Origin of the sequence: Micromonospora sp. NPDC018662 (assembly GCF_044391475.1) — a bacterium.
Lineage (GTDB): Bacteria > Actinomycetota > Actinomycetes > Mycobacteriales > Micromonosporaceae > Micromonospora.
In genome coordinates this window covers 632,524-646,074 of the sequence record NZ_JBISAC010000002.1, presented here as the reverse complement: position 1 = coordinate 646,074, position 13,551 = coordinate 632,524, and the positions used below count along the sequence as shown (strand labels likewise).

Below are 13,551 nucleotides of genomic sequence, written 5' to 3'. Positions count from 1 at the left end.
GTGGCGAGCGACCAGACCGAGGAATACGACGAGTGCCGTCTCTTCGTCGATGGCCTCGGCTCTGCCGAGGAAACCGTGGAGCGGCTGCTGGGTTCGCAGAACTACCAGCGGGTCGACCAGTCGTTGCGAGTGACGGACGGGGTCTGGGCCGCGGTCAGGAAGAACAAGTCGATGCCCCGGGATGCGGGGCCGGATCTGATCGCCGGTACGCCCTCGTTCCTGACCTGGCCGGTCACGGTCGAGGTCTTCCGGGATGAGGGGGTCGACGACGCCGCCATGCTCGCCGCCGTGCGGAAGGTGGTCGCCGACCTACGGGAACTCCGTGGTGAGGTGGTCGTGTCGGCCGACTTCGAAGACGAGCTGTAGCCCACTCGTCCCGTCGTGACAGGTGTGCCCGCCGTCCCTTGGACGGCGGGCACACCTGGTCCTGGCCGAGGTTCGTTCAGGCGGACTCGCGCACCACCAGCTCCGTCGGGAGCATCAGGGCCTGCTCGACGTGCTCGCCGGCGGCGATGCGCAGCAGTTGCCGGGTCATCGCGCGGCCCAGCTCCACTATCGGTTGCCGCACGGTGGTCAGCGGCGGTTCGGTGTACGCGGCGGTCTCGATGTCGTCGAACCCGATCACCGCGACCTCGTCGGGCACCCGCCGGCCGGCCTCGCGCAGCGTACGCAGGGCGGCGTGCGCCATCAGGTCGGAGGCGGCGAACACCGCGTCCAGCGCCGGGTCGGCGGCGAGCAGTTCGCGCATCGCGGCGGTGCCGGACTCCCGGGTGAAGTCGCCGTACGCGACCAGTTCCGGCAGCCCGGCGGCGGTGAGCGCGGCCCGGTAGCCGATCAGCCGCTCGATGCCGGCGACCATGTCCTGCGGGCCGGCGATGGTGGCGATCCGCCGTCGGCCGGTCGCGATCAGGTGCTCGACCGCCCGGGTGACGCCGCCGGTGTGGTCCACGTCGACGTATGGCACGTCGGCGCCGCCGAGCGGCCGGCCGCTGCACACCACCGGGATGCCGAGCCGGGCGAGCCGGCCGGGCAGCGGGTCCTCGCCGTGCAGCGAGGCGAAGAGCACGCCGTCGACGTGCCGCCCGGTGGTGTACCGCTCGACCCGTTCGTGCCCGGCCGGCGAGCCGGCCAGCATCAGCACGAGTTGCTTGTCGGCCGCCTCCAGTTCCTGCGCGGCGCCGCGGATGATGCCGGGGAAGACCTGGTCGTCGGAGAAGACCCGGGTGGCCGCCTCGGGCATGACCAGCGCGACCGAGTCGGTGCGCTGGGTGACCAGGCTGCGGGCGGCGAGGTTCGGGACGTACCCGAGTTCCTCGACCGCCCGGCGGACCGCCTGCTGGATCGACTCGGCGACCGTGGTCGAGCCGTTGACCACCCGGGAGACCGTGGCCCGGGAGACGCCGGCCCGTCGGGCCACCGCCTCCAGGGTCGGCCGTTGTGCCGTCGTCATCCCCGTTACCACCACCTCGTCACAGCCCGTTCCGGGCGATCACCTCCTGGTACCAGCGGGCGCTCTGCTTGGGTGTGCGCCGCTGGGTCAGGTAGTCGACGTGGACGATCCCGAACCGCTTCCGGTATCCCTCGGCCCATTCGAAGTTGTCCAGCAACGACCATACGAGATAGCCGCGCAGGTCGACCCCGCGGGCGATGGCCTCGTGCGCGGCGCGCAGGTGTCCGTCGAGGTAGGCGGTCCGGTCGGCGTCGGCCACCCGGCCCGTCTCGTCCCGGGTGAGGTCCGGGAACGCGCCGCCGTTCTCGGTGATCATCAGCGGCAGCCCGGGGTGGTCGGTGGCCACCCGTTCCAGCAGCCGGGTGAGCCCGGCCGGCTCGATCGCCCAGCCCATGTCGGTGAGCGTCCCGGTCGCCGGCTGGAACTCCACCGAGCCCTCGGTGCCCGGGTACGCGCTGCCGCCCGCGCCGTCCGCCCGCCCGGCGACGTAGGTGGGCGCGTAGTAGTTCAGGCCGAGCAGGTCCAGCGGCGCGGCGATGATCTTCTCGTCGCCGTCCCGGACGAAGTCCGTCGCCACCATCCGGTTGACGTGCGCCAGCACGTCCGCCGGGTAGCCGGCGCCGGTCAGCGGGTCCAGGAAGATCCGGTTGTGCAGGCCGTCGACCAGCCGTACCGCCTCGGCGTCCGCGGCGCTGCCGGCGTCGACCGGCTGCACGTCGGCCAGGTTGAGCGTGATCCCGAGCGTCTCCGCGCCGGCCGCGCGCAGCGCCCGTGCGGCCAGGCCGTGGCCGAGCAGCAGATGGTGTACGGCCCGGAACGCGTCCCCGGCGTCCTGCCGGCCCGGCGCGTGCACCCCGTTGCCGTAGCCGAGGTACGCCGAGCACCACGGCTCGTTCAGCGTGGTCCAGGTGCGGACCCGGTCACCGAGGCGGCGGTGCACGGCGACCGCGTAGTCGGCGAAGTGCTCGGCGGTCTCCCGGACGGTCCAGCCGCCCCGGTCCTCCAGCGGCTGCGGCAGGTCCCAGTGGTAGAGCGTGACGATCGGGTCGATGCCCCGCGCCAGCAGCGTGTCGGTCAGCCGGTCGTAGAAGTCGAGCCCGCGCGGCTCGACCGGGCCGGTGCCGTCCGGCCGGATCCGGGACCAGGCCACCGAGAACCGGTACGCGCGCAGCCCCAGCTCGGCCATCAGCGCGACGTCCTCGGCGTACCGGTGGTAGTGGTCGCAGGCCACGTCGCCGGTGTGGCCCTGGTGCACGGCGCCCGGCGTACGACTGAAGGTGTCCCAGATCGACGGGCCGCGGCCGTCCTCACGGGCGGCGCCCTCGATCTGGTACGCGGCGGTGGCCGCCCCCCAGACGAATCCCTCGGGGAATCGGACGTTCGTCATGCCTTGACCGCACCTTCCATGATCCCGCCGATGATCTGGCGGCCGAACAGGACGAAGACCAGCAGCAGCGGCAGCGTGGCGATGGCCGTGCCGGTGAACACCTGCGACATGTCCTGGTAGTAACCGTCGGAGAGGGCCCGCAGCGACAGTTGCACGGTGGGGTTCTCCGGGTCGTTGAGCACCGCGTACGGCCACAGGAAGTCGTTCCAGGTGGTCATGAACGTGAGCAGGCCGAGCACGGCGGCGGCCGGGCGCAGCGCGGGCAGCACCACGTTCCAGTAGATCCGGGCGGTGTTGCAGCCGTCCATCCGGGCCGCCTCGATCAGCTCGGTGCTGACCGCCTGGCCGGCGTACTGCCGCATCATGAACACGCCGAAGCCGGTGACCAGCGCCGGCACGATCACGGCGGGCAGCCGGTCGTTCCAGTTCAGCTTCGTCATCAGCAGGTAGAGCGGGATCACGCCGAGCTGGGTGGGCACCATCATGGTGGCGACGATGACCAGCAGCAGCGCGTTGCGCCCGCGGAAGCGCAGCTTGGCGAACGCGAACCCGGCCAGCGTGGCGAAGAAGACCACCGAGACGGTCACCGTGACGGCCACGATCGTCGAGTTGATCAGGCCGGTGAGGAAGTACGCGTCGGTGTTGTCGAAGAGCCGGGCGATGTTGGCGCCGAGGTTGCCGCCGGGCGTCAGCGGCGGTGGGACCTGGCCCATCGCGTCGCTGGTGCGGCTGGCCACCACGAACATCCAGTAGATCGGGAAGATCGACAGCAGGGCCGACAGCCCCAGGGCCAGGTAGGTGAGGCGGCTGGCCGACCAGACGCGGGTCATCGGGAGACCTCCTTGCGGGAGCCGCCGCCGAGCCGGCGCAGGAGCAGGACGTTGATCGCCGCGACCACCGCGATCAGCGCGAAGAGCAGCCAGGCGATGGCGGAGCCGTAACCGAAGTTGTAGTGCGGCGCGAACGCGTTCTCGAACATGTACATGGTCACCGTCTGCGACTCGCGCAGTGGCCCGCCGCGGATCGCGTTGGTGCCGGAGTTGAACATCCGCGGCTCGGTGAAGAGCTGGAGGCCGCCGATGGTGGAGATGATCACCGCGAAGATGATGGTGGGCTTGAGCAGCGGCACCGTGATGGACCAGAACTGCCGGGCCCGGCCCGCGCCGTCGATCGACGCCGACTCGTACAGGTCGCGGGGGATGGCCTGCATGGCGGCCAGGAAGATCAGGGCGTTGTAGCCGGTCCACCGCCAGTCGACCATGGTGGAGATGGCGACCCAGGCGGCGAACCTGTTCGCCTTCCAGTCGATCGCGCTCACGCCGACGTGGTCGAGCAGCCAGTTGATCATGCCGAACTCGCGGCCGAACAGCACCGCGAACACGATCGCCACCGCGGCGGTCGAGGTGACGTTCGGGACCAGCACCGCCATCCGCCACGTGGTGCGGGCGCGGAGCTGGCGGTTGAGCAGGTTGGCCAGCCAGAGCGCGGCGAGGAGCTGCGGGACCGTGGAGATCACGAAGATGCCCAGCGTGTTGACCACGGAGTGCCAGAAGTCCGGGTCGGCGAGGAGCTGGCTGTAGTTGTCGAGGCCGATGAACGGGTGCTCGGCGCCGAGCAGGTCCCAGTCGTGCAGCGAGACCCAGAACGTGTACGCCAGCGGGTACGCCCCGAAGACGCCGAAGAGCAGGAAGAACGGGGCGATGTAGAGGTACGGCGAGTATTTGGTGTCGAACCGGCTGAGCCGGGCGCCCCGGACGGGACGGCTGTGCCGGGGGGCCGGTGCGACCGGCGGGCGGGCGTCGAGCTGGACTGCCATGACCTGAGAATTCCTTCCCGCCGTGCGGGCGGCACCCGTCGCCGGGACCGCCCGCACGCGCTGCTCGGGTTACTTGGCGGCGGCCTTCTCGGCGTTGGCGACGGCGTCGGTCCAGCCCTGCTGCGGGGAGCGCTTGCCCAGCTCCACGGTGCGTACGGCGTTCTCCACCTCGGTGCGGACGGCCTGGTTCTTCGGGCCCATGTAGACCGGCTTCAGGTTCTTGGCGCCCTCGGCGAAGATCTTGCCGACCGGGGCCTCGGAGAAGTAGGCGTTCTTCGAGTCGACGATCGCCGGGTCGGCCAGCGCCTGCGGGGACGAGGGCAGCGGGCCCTTGAGCTTGAACGCGCCGATCTGGCCCTTGGCGCTGGTCAGGAACTTGGCCAGCTCGATGGCCTCGGCCTGGTGCTTGCTCTGCTTCGGCACGGCGAGGAAGGAACCGCCCCAGTTGCCGCCGTTGCCGGGCACCTGGGCGATGTCCCACTTGCCCTTCGCGGCCGGGCCGGCGTTGCCCTCGATCACGCCGGTCATCCACGCCGGGCAGGCGATGGTGGCGAACTTCGACTGCTTGAACGCGGAGACCCACTCCTCCGACCAGGAGCCGTACTTGCCGGAGAGGCCGGAGTCGACGATGTCCATGGTGATGTCGTACGCCTGCCGTACCGCCGGGTTGGTGCCCACGACCAGGTTGTTGCTGGTGTCGTAGTAGCTGTAGCCGGTGGTGTTGCCGGCGGTCTGGAGCAGGATGGTGTTGAACGTGTTGGTCGCGGCGTCGAGGAACGCGGCGCCGGTCTTCTTCGCGGTGAACTGCTCGCCGACCTTGACGTAGTCCTGCCAGGTGGGCCACAGCTTCGACACGGCCTCCCGGTCGGTGGGCAGGCCGGCCTTGGCGAACAGGTCCTTGCGGTAGCACATGGCCATGCCGCCGACGTCGGTGCCGAGGCCGATGAGCTGCTTGCCGTCGGCGGTGAGCCCCTGGTTCCACTTCCAGTCGAGGAAGTTGCCCTTCAGGTCGGCCGCGCCGTGGTCGAGCAGGTTCACGAAGTTCTGCGGGTTCGCCTTGTACTCGACCAGCAGCCCCTCCTCGATGGCGACCACGTCGCCGGCGCCCTTGCCGGCGGCGAGCCACTGGGTGAGCTTCGGCGAGTACTCGTCGAGGTTGCTGCCGGTGCCCCGCTCGACGATCTTCACGTCGGGGTGGCTGGCCATGTACTCCTGGTAGAGGTCCGCGTAGCCGAACTGGCCGAAGACGTCGACGGTGAGCGTGACCGGCCCGTCGGCGGCGGGCTCGTCGCCGCCGCCGCAGCCGGTGGTGCCGAGCAGTGCGGTGGCGGCGACGAGGGCCACCGCCGCCAGTCGACGGCGCGTGAAGGTGAGCATGCTGTCCTGACCTCTCGGGGTCGTAACGGGTGGTGGAGGGCGGTTCCGGTACTCAGAGAGCGCTCTCACGAGAGCGTGGTCGATGCCCTCGGTCCTGTCAAGAGAGCGCTCTCAGAGCGTCCGAAAAAAGCGGAGAGGGGCGGTCACCGCCCCTCTCCGCCGATATCGGGTGCTGTGTCAGCCCACCCGCAGCCCCTCCAGCAGGCTGCGGTCACCGGCCACGCCCAGCGTGTCGAAGCTGACCCGGCCCATCAGCGCCAGCAGCAGATCACTGGCCGTGCCGGTCACCTGTGCCCGGGCCCGGTGGTCGTCGTGGTCGAGGATCGTCGCGGTGTCCAGCAACGCGACCCCCTCGCCCCGCAACCGCAGGTACCACTCCTGCGCGGCGTCGGTCGCGGTCAACTGGACCACCCCGTGCCACTGGCCGGACCGGACCCGCCGGCCCGCCGGCAACCAGGTGTCCAGCACCTCGCTCACCCCGTCGGCCGCGAGCTTGGCCTCGATCGGGTCACCCGCACCGATGGCGAGCTGGGCGTCCCAGCGGTGCACCGCCGTCTCGTGCGCCACCCGGCGCGGCCAGAAACCGGCCTTCTTCGGCTGGGGCGCGAAGTTCCACGCCGGCGTCTCCGGGTCCAGCCCCTCCAGCAGCGCGGTCAGCCGCTCGTACTCCTGGGCGTACCACCGGGACGGGGTGAGACCGGCCGGCGGCTCCGCATCCCGCCGCTCCGGACGGCCGGTGCCACCGGCGGTCAGCACGGTGCCCACCCAGAGGTAGGTGCGGGTCAGGTGATGGGCGAGATCGGTGACCGTCCAGCCGGGACAGGACAGCACGGGTGTCTCGGGAGGCGCCTCCGCCACCGCCGTGGCGAACGCGGGGCCCTCCGTCCGCAACGCGCCGATCCAGAAGTCCTTCGTGTGGTGCAGTCTGCTCATCGCCATCCTCCCGGGGGTGACCGGGCCACCAGTGGGTGCCACGGCTACCCCTCAGCCTAGGGTGAAAGGCGTGCCAGACGTCTACGCCGAACCGACGACCGCCGCCGGACCGACCGATCCGGCCACCCTGGCGCGCTACACCACGCTGCGCCTCGGCGGCCCGGCCGGTCGGCTGGAGATCGCCGGCGACGCCGCCGCGATCGTGCGGAAGGTGCGGGAGGCGGAGGCCCGCGAGCAGGCAGTGCTGGTGCTGGCCGGCGGCAGCAACGTGGTGATCGGCGACCAGGGCTTCCCCGGCACCGTCGTGCTCGTCCGCTCCCGGGGCCTCGCGGTCGTCGCCGAGCACGGCGACACCGTCACGGTACGCGTGGCCGCCGGCGAGCCGTGGGACGACCTCGTCGCCGCCACCGTCGAGCGCGGCTGGGCCGGGCTGGAGTGCCTCTCCGGCATCCCCGGCTCGACCGGCGCGACGCCGATCCAGAACGTCGGCGCGTACGGCCAAGAGGTCGCCGACACGATCGTCGCGGTCGAGGCGTACGACCGCACGGGCCGCGAGGTGGTCCGGATCCCGGCGGCCGACTGCGGCTTCGCCTACCGGGGCAGCATCTTCAAGTACAGCGACCGCTGGGTGGTGCTCTCGGTCGACTTCCGGCTCACCCGCGCACCGCTCTCCGGCCCGATCCGCTACCCGGAACTGGCCCGCGCGCTCGGCGTCGAGGTGGGGGACCGGGCGCCCCTGGCCGATGCCCGGGCCGCCGTACGCCGGCTGCGGGCCGGCAAGGGCATGGTGCTCGACGCGACCGACCCGGACACCTGGTCGGTCGGCTCGTTCTTCACCAACCCGGTGCTCGACCGCGAGGCGTACGAGCTGCTCCGGGCGCGCGCCGCCGACCTGGGCGTGGGCGAGCCGCCGGCCTGGCCGGGCGCCGGTGACGTGGTGAAGGTCAGCGCGGCCTGGCTGATCGAGCAGGCCGGCTTCGGCAAGGGGTACGCCGGCCCGGGGGGCGTCGCCATCTCCACCAAGCACACGCTGGCGCTCACCAACCGTTCCGGCGCCGCCAGCACCGCCGCGCTGGTGGCACTGGCCCGGGAGATCCGCGACGGCGTGCACGCCCGCTTCGGCGTCCCCCTCCACCCCGAGCCCGTCCTGGTCAACTGCACCATCTGACCCTTTTCGCCCCGGCCCACCTTCGTGTCTGATACCCCGCCGCCGCTTCGTGCCGCCCGTGCTCCGCTCCGTGCCGACCCTGCCCGGCTCCGTGCACGAGGGCGCTGACGAACCTCGCCACGGCGCTGACGAACCTCGCCACGATCTAACGCCGACCCCGAGTTGAGATCGATCTTCCAAAATGTGGGAAACGCAGAGATCTTGGAAGGAAAAGGCCCTCATGGGGGCCATTCGATACCAAGATCTCTGCGCCGGGGTCGGGACGGCAGCGATCATGGAGGTGTAGCACCTCGCGAAGCCTCAGAAGCTAGATCTTGGGGCGCCATAACTCCATGATCGGCAAGGCGAGGCCGGGTGGGGCGGGGTCAGGTGGGGGCTATGGCGGGCCAGGGGAGGGTCAGGTAGCCGTGGCGCCAGGCGCTCGGACGGTCCTGGACGGGCCAGCCCGCCTCCTTCAGCGCGGCCACCGAGCGCAGCCAGCGCTGGCGGGGGCCGAACGGGGCGTATCCGGCGGTGGAGCGCCAGGCGTGCGCCAGCGCGCCGAACAGCTCGTGCACGCGCTCACCGGGCACGTTGCGATGGATCAGCGCCTTCGGCAGCCGCTCGGCCAGCGTCGCCGGGCTCTCCAGCGCGGTCAGCTTCGCGGCCAGCGTGAGCGTGCGCGGCCCGGTGGCGTCCAGCAGCACCCACGCGCCGAGCCGCCCCAGCTCGTCGCAGGTCCCCTCGACCAGCAGCCCGCCCGGCGCGAGCCGCCCGGTGATCGTGCGCCAGGCGTCGGCGACCTCGCTCTCGTCGTACTGTCGCAGCACGTTGCACGCCCGCACCAGGGCGGGACGCAGCCCGGCCAGCTCGAAGCCGCCCCGGGCGAACGTCAGCCCGGGCGGGTCGGCGGCCGGTTGGGCGGCGGCGACGCGTACCGGATCGATCTCCAGCCCGACCACCCGCACGTCCGCGCGGACGCCGGTCGCGAGCCGGGCCCGCAGTTCGACCGGGGTGACCGGGGTGGCGCCGTAGCCGAGGTCCACCACCAGCGGGTCGGCGGCGGCGCGGAGCGCGTCGCCGCAGGTCTCGACGATCCAGTTGTCCACCCGCCGGAGCCGGTTCGGGTTCGTGGTGCCCCGGGTGACGACGCCCAAGGGCTTCATCAGCGCCTCCCCGGTTCGCGACTGCGGGGCTCGCAGACCCGGCTCACTCCTCGCGCTTCACGCTAGACCCGGTGCACCTTGTGCTGCGCGGCCTGGGCCAGCGGGCGGACCACCAGCCGGTCGACGTTGACGTGGTGCGGGCGGGTGGCGCACCAGGCGACGCAGTCGGCCACGTCGTCGGCGACCAGCGGCTCGGCCACGCCGGCGTAGACCGCCTCGGCGCGGTCCGCGTCACCGCCGAACCGCACCAGGCCGAACTCCTCGGTCCGCACCATGCCCGGGTCGATCTCGATCACCCGCACCGGCCGGCCGCACAGCTCCAGGCGCAACGTGCCGGCGATCGCGGTCTGCGCGTGCTTGGCCGCCGTGTAGCCCCCGCCGCCCTCGTAGACGACGTGCCCGGCGGTCGAGCTGACGATCACCACGGTGCCGGTGCCGGAGCGCTCCAGCGCGGGCAGCAGCGCCTTGGTGACCCGCAGCGTGCCGAGCACGTTGACGTCGTACATCCACTGCCAGTCGGCGACGTCGGCGCTCTCGACCGGGTCCAGGCCGCGCGCGCCGCCGGCGTTGTTCACCAGCAGCGTGACCGGCCCGGGCGCGGCGTCCGCGGCGGCGGCCAGGCCGGCGACGGACTCGTCCGAGGTCACGTCGCACGCCACCGCGGTGGCCGCGCCGCCGGCCGCCTCGATCTCGGCGACCAGCGCGGCCAGCCGGTCGGTACGCCGCGCCGCGGCCAGCACGTGGAAACCCTCGGCGGCCAGCCGGCGGGCGGTGGCCGCGCCGATCCCGCTGGACGCTCCGGTGACGATGGCGACTGCTGTCATCCGGCCATTCTCTCCCGCCGTCGCGGTCCGTGCCGCGATGAGGTCCGTCACGCCCGGGAACCCGCCGCAGGCATTTCCGAACCCCGATGGGGAAGATGACACCCGGCGTACGGGTTGACCGAGAGGCGCCGGTCGTGCGGGACGGCATCAACCGTGACAGAGGGAGCGGACGTGGCGGAGTTGCACACCGGTGTGGGTCGTCAACGAGGTGCCCTGCCGTGGCCCCGGCCGCGCCGCATCGCCACCCTCTCGGTGCACACCTCGCCGCTGCACCAGCCCGGCACCGGTGACGCGGGCGGCATGAACGTCTACATCCTGGAGGTCGCCCGGCGACTGGCCGAGGCCGACGTCGAGGTGGAGATCTTCACCCGGGCCACCGCCGGCGACCTGCCCCCGGTGGTCGAGATGGCGCCCGGGGTGACCGTCCGGCACGTCACCGCCGGGCCGCTGGAGGGGCTGACCAAGGAGGAGTTGCCCGGGCAGCTCTGCGCGTTCACCGCCGGCGTGCTGCGGGCCGAGGCGGCCCGCCCGCCCGGCCACTACGACCTGATCCACTCGCACTACTGGCTCTCCGGCCAGGTCGGCTGGCTGGCCAAGGAGCGCTGGGGTGTCCCGCTGGTGCACACCGCGCACACCCTGGCGAAGGTCAAGAACGCCCGGCTCGCCGCCGGGGACCGGCCGGAGCCGAAGGCCCGGGTGATCGGCGAGGAACAGGTGGTCGCCGAGGCGGACCGGTTGGTCGCCAACACCCGGGTGGAGGCCCGCGACCTGCTCGACCGGTACGCCGCCGACCCCGACCGGGTGGCCGTGGTGGAGCCCGGCGTGGACCTGGACCGCTTCCGCCCCGCCGCCGGTGACCGGGAGGCCGCGACCCGGGCCGCCCGCCGTCGCCTCGGTCTGCCGGTCGACGGCTACGTGGTCGCGTTCGTCGGCCGCATCCAGCCACTCAAGGCCCCGGACGTGCTGGTCCGCGCCGTCGCCGCGCTGCGCGAACGGGATCCCGCGCTCGCCGGCGAGCTGACGGTGGTGATCTGCGGCGGCCCCAGCGGCAGCGGGCTGGACCGGCCCACCGCGCTGATCGAGCTGGCCCGCTCGCTCGGCGTGGCCGACCGGGTCCGTTTCCTCCCGCCGCGCACCGGCGACGACCTGCCCGCGCTCTACCGCGCCGCCGACCTGGTCGCGGTGCCGTCGCACAACGAGTCGTTCGGGCTGGTCGCGCTGGAGGCGCAGGCCTGCGGCACGCCGGTGCTGGCCGCCGCCGTGGGCGGGCTGGTCACCGCCGTACGCGACGGCGTCAGCGGGATGCTCATCGACGGTCACGACCCGGTCGACTGGGCCCGGGCCCTGGCCCGCCTGCTGCCCGAGCGGAGGCGTCGCGCGATGCTGGCCCGGGGCGCCGAGCGGCACGCCCGTGACTTCTCCTGGCACCGGACCGTCTCCGGGCTGCTCGCGGTCTACGGCGAGGCGATCACCGAGCACCGGGTCCGGCTGGCCGGCCGGCTCGGCGACCCGGCGCTCAGTTGTTCCTGGTGACCGCCGCCGGGCGGCGCGGAGCCGGTCGACCGTAGAGTGGGCGCGATGAGCCGTACGAGTGAGGTCGCCGCCCTGATCGAGGCCGTCTGCGCGGAGCGCGAGCTGGAGTGGGAGTCCACCGGCGAGGCGTCGTACGCGGTGACCCTGCCGGGCACGCACAAGCTCAAGACGATCTGCAACCTGATCGTCGGCGAGCACGCGTTGCGGATCGAGGCGTTCGTGATGCGCCAGCCCGACGAGCGCCGCGAGGAGCTGTGGGCCTGGCTGTTGCAGCGCAACGCGCGGATGTACGGCGTCTCGTTCTCCATCGACGCGGCCGGCGACGTCTACCTGACCGGCCGGGTGAACCTGGCCGGGCTCGACGCCGACGAGCTGGACCGCCTGTTCGGCTCCGTGCTGACCTACGCCGACGAGTCGTTCGACAGCATGTTGGAGATCGGCTTCGGGGCCGCCATCCGCCGCGAGTGGGAGTGGCGGGTGAAGCGCGGCGAGTCGACCGCCAACCTGGCCGCGTTCGCCCACCTCTTCGAGCCGTCGAACCCGGCCGGCCCGGCCGCCGGAGGTTCGGAGCCCGCCTGACGGGTATGCCGCACCGCGCGGTGCGGAGCACTGGGACCCACCGCGGGCCGAGGACGGACTGTCGAGGAGCGTGTCCCATGGCTCAGCGCAACAGCTCAGGTCGCGGCACGACTGCGACCCGGACGAAGCGGCAAACCGGTAACCAGACGCCGAACACCCCGAGGGTGTCGGAGTCCGAGATCTCCCGGATGAAGGTCGACGACATCCGGGGCCAGCTCCGCCGGCGCGGGGTCTCCGGGACCTCCGCGCTGCGCAAGCCGGAGCTGGTGAAGACGCTCGCGCGCACCATGCGCGCGGAGGGTCGCGGCGGCGCGGCCCGGCGCAGCACCGGACCGGCCGGCCGGCCGGCGGCCGCGAAGAAGACCGCCGCGGCGAAGCGGACCGCCGCCCGGAAGACCACGTCGGCCCGCCGGAAGGCCACCGCTCCGGCCAAGGCCGCGCCGGCCGCCCGGGCCACCGGCGCCCGGGCCAAGGCGACGGGTACGCGCAAGGCGGCGCCCGCCCGCGCGAAGGCGACCGCCTCGCGCGCGAAGGCGGCACCCTCGCGCGCGAAGGCGGCGCCCGCTCGCGCCAAGGCGGCTCCGTCGCGCGCGAAGGCGGCTCCGTCGCGCGCGAAGGCGGCTCCGGCGCGCAGGGCGGCACCCGCGCGGGCGCAGGCCGCGCCGACGCGGGGGCCGGCGTCCAGCCGGTCGATCGGGTCGTCGCAGCTCGTCACGTCCCTCGCGGACCGTCCGGAGCGTCCGGGGCGCAGCCTGGTGACCCGCAACCACGACGTGATCCAGCGCTGGGCCCGGGCCCGGGGCGCGAAGCCGGCCACCATCGCCGGCACCGAGCGGGGCGACCGGCCCGGCGTGCTGACGTTCAACCTGCCGGGTTACCGGGAGAGCAGCCGGATCCGGGAGATCACCTGGGACGACTGGTTCCGGACGTTCGACTCGCGACGACTGAACCTGATCTACCAGGAGCAGATGCGGGACGGCCGGCAGAGCAACTTCTTCCGGACTGAGAACCCGAATCGCGAGGATGGCTGAGGTTTACGGGAATGGTCGACGGGAACCCGCTTGTTGGCCACACCGGAGACCGCAGCAGCGACAGCCGGATTCCCGACACGGGTGCTGTGACGGGTAAGACAGCGATCCGGGTTGAATCCGGAATCCGGGCGAACTAACTTTATTGCACCGCGTACCGCTTGTTTTCGTTCGGGGGAGCGGCGGATCGATCAGATCCGCGCAGGCGAGACGCGAAGATCGGGTGGAGCACACCGTTGGGGGACGGTGCCGCCCGTGGAAACCGGCGGCGCGAGCGGGCGACGCTTACGGGGGTGAGTGTCGCCCGCCGC

The 13,551-nt window shown here is 72.5% G+C and carries 13 protein-coding genes; 5 read left to right on the top strand and 8 right to left on the bottom strand.

The genetic code is table 11. The annotated features are described in order from the left end of the window. The gene (locus ACH495_RS08425; RefSeq protein WP_396857041.1) at nt 1–366 is read left to right on the top strand and encodes a hypothetical protein; all 366 of its coding nucleotides are present in this window, start codon (nt 1–3) and stop codon (nt 364–366) included. Between the two features lie 76 nt (nt 367–442). On the opposite strand, the gene ACH495_RS08420 is transcribed toward ACH495_RS08425, so the two are convergent. The 6 genes from ACH495_RS08420 to ACH495_RS08395 form a co-directional block, all read right to left on the bottom strand. Continuing rightward, entirely contained in the window at nt 443–1,450 is a 1,008-nt protein-coding gene (locus ACH495_RS08420; protein WP_396857040.1) for a LacI family DNA-binding transcriptional regulator, read from the bottom strand. A 19-nt stretch (nt 1,451–1,469) separates the two neighbouring features. Then, on the bottom strand, nt 1,470–2,837 hold the full coding sequence (locus ACH495_RS08415) for a GH1 family beta-glucosidase (protein WP_396857039.1): 1,368 nt from the start codon (nt 2,835–2,837) through the stop codon (nt 1,470–1,472). Next, the gene (locus ACH495_RS08410; protein WP_107160444.1) at nt 2,834–3,667 is read right to left on the bottom strand and encodes a carbohydrate ABC transporter permease; all 834 of its coding nucleotides are present in this window, start codon (nt 3,665–3,667) and stop codon (nt 2,834–2,836) included. The genes ACH495_RS08415 and ACH495_RS08410 overlap by 4 nt, the downstream gene beginning before the upstream one ends. After that, nucleotides 3,664–4,653 (bottom strand): carbohydrate ABC transporter permease, encoded by a 990-nt coding sequence (locus ACH495_RS08405; protein ID WP_107160442.1) that lies wholly within the window; start codon nt 4,651–4,653, stop codon nt 3,664–3,666. The genes ACH495_RS08410 and ACH495_RS08405 overlap by 4 nt, the downstream gene beginning before the upstream one ends. Before the next feature lie 69 nt (nt 4,654–4,722). Beyond that, nucleotides 4,723–6,030 (bottom strand): ABC transporter substrate-binding protein, encoded by a 1,308-nt coding sequence (locus ACH495_RS08400; protein WP_396857038.1) that lies wholly within the window; start codon nt 6,028–6,030, stop codon nt 4,723–4,725. A gap of 177 nt (nt 6,031–6,207) precedes the next feature. Then, on the bottom strand, nt 6,208–6,963 hold the full coding sequence (locus ACH495_RS08395; RefSeq protein WP_396857037.1) for a maleylpyruvate isomerase family mycothiol-dependent enzyme: 756 nt from the start codon (nt 6,961–6,963) through the stop codon (nt 6,208–6,210). 70 nt (nt 6,964–7,033) lie between these two features. On the opposite strand from ACH495_RS08395, the gene ACH495_RS08390 reads away from it, so the two are divergent. Then, nucleotides 7,034–8,131, top strand: a complete 1,098-nt coding sequence (locus ACH495_RS08390; RefSeq protein ID WP_396857036.1) for a UDP-N-acetylmuramate dehydrogenase — start codon at nt 7,034–7,036, stop codon at nt 8,129–8,131. Between the two features lie 365 nt (nt 8,132–8,496). Here ACH495_RS08390 and ACH495_RS08385 read toward each other — a convergent pair whose 3' ends face one another. Then, nucleotides 8,497–9,276, bottom strand: a complete 780-nt coding sequence (locus tag ACH495_RS08385) for a class I SAM-dependent methyltransferase (protein WP_396857035.1) — start codon at nt 9,274–9,276, stop codon at nt 8,497–8,499. Between the two features lie 62 nt (nt 9,277–9,338). Then, nucleotides 9,339–10,100, bottom strand: a complete 762-nt coding sequence (locus ACH495_RS08380; RefSeq protein WP_396857034.1) for an SDR family NAD(P)-dependent oxidoreductase — start codon at nt 10,098–10,100, stop codon at nt 9,339–9,341. A gap of 171 nt (nt 10,101–10,271) precedes the next feature. Between ACH495_RS08380 and mshA the strand changes: the two genes are divergently transcribed. From mshA to ACH495_RS08365, 3 genes are all read left to right on the top strand, one after another. Then, nucleotides 10,272–11,633, top strand: coding sequence for a D-inositol-3-phosphate glycosyltransferase (gene mshA / locus ACH495_RS08375; RefSeq protein WP_396857033.1), 1,362 nt, complete (start codon nt 10,272–10,274; stop codon nt 11,631–11,633). Between the two features lie 45 nt (nt 11,634–11,678). Then, nucleotides 11,679–12,212 carry a YbjN domain-containing protein gene (locus tag ACH495_RS08370; RefSeq protein WP_396857032.1) on the top strand — a complete coding sequence of 178 codons (534 nt, stop codon included), beginning with the start codon at nt 11,679–11,681 and terminating at the stop codon, nt 12,210–12,212. Between the two features lie 77 nt (nt 12,213–12,289). Further along, nucleotides 12,290–13,243: a hypothetical protein gene (locus tag ACH495_RS08365; RefSeq protein WP_396857031.1), complete on the top strand. Its 954-nt coding sequence runs from the start codon at nt 12,290–12,292 to the stop codon at nt 13,241–13,243. Nucleotides 13,244–13,551 lie beyond the last annotated feature (308 nt).

Excerpts from the sequence above, each read along its gene's own strand:
- ACH495_RS08420 (WP_396857040.1), bottom strand. The coding sequence starts at position 1,450 with ATGACGACGGCACAACGGCCGACCCTGGAGGCGGTGGCCCGACGGGCC.
- ACH495_RS08415 (WP_396857039.1), bottom strand. The coding sequence starts at position 2,837 with ATGACGAACGTCCGATTCCCCGAGGGATTCGTCTGGGGGGCGGCCACC.
- ACH495_RS08410 (WP_107160444.1), bottom strand. The coding sequence starts at position 3,667 with ATGACCCGCGTCTGGTCGGCCAGCCGCCTCACCTACCTGGCCCTGGGG.
- ACH495_RS08405 (WP_107160442.1), bottom strand. The coding sequence starts at position 4,653 with ATGGCAGTCCAGCTCGACGCCCGCCCGCCGGTCGCACCGGCCCCCCGG.
- ACH495_RS08400 (WP_396857038.1), bottom strand. The coding sequence starts at position 6,030 with ATGCTCACCTTCACGCGCCGTCGACTGGCGGCGGTGGCCCTCGTCGCC.
- ACH495_RS08395 (WP_396857037.1), bottom strand. The coding sequence starts at position 6,963 with ATGAGCAGACTGCACCACACGAAGGACTTCTGGATCGGCGCGTTGCGG.
- ACH495_RS08385 (WP_396857035.1), bottom strand. The coding sequence starts at position 9,276 with ATGAAGCCCTTGGGCGTCGTCACCCGGGGCACCACGAACCCGAACCGG.
- ACH495_RS08380 (WP_396857034.1), bottom strand. The coding sequence starts at position 10,100 with ATGACAGCAGTCGCCATCGTCACCGGAGCGTCCAGCGGGATCGGCGCG.
- ACH495_RS08370 (WP_396857032.1), top strand. The coding sequence starts at position 11,679 with ATGAGCCGTACGAGTGAGGTCGCCGCCCTGATCGAGGCCGTCTGCGCG.
- ACH495_RS08365 (WP_396857031.1), top strand. The coding sequence starts at position 12,290 with ATGGCTCAGCGCAACAGCTCAGGTCGCGGCACGACTGCGACCCGGACG.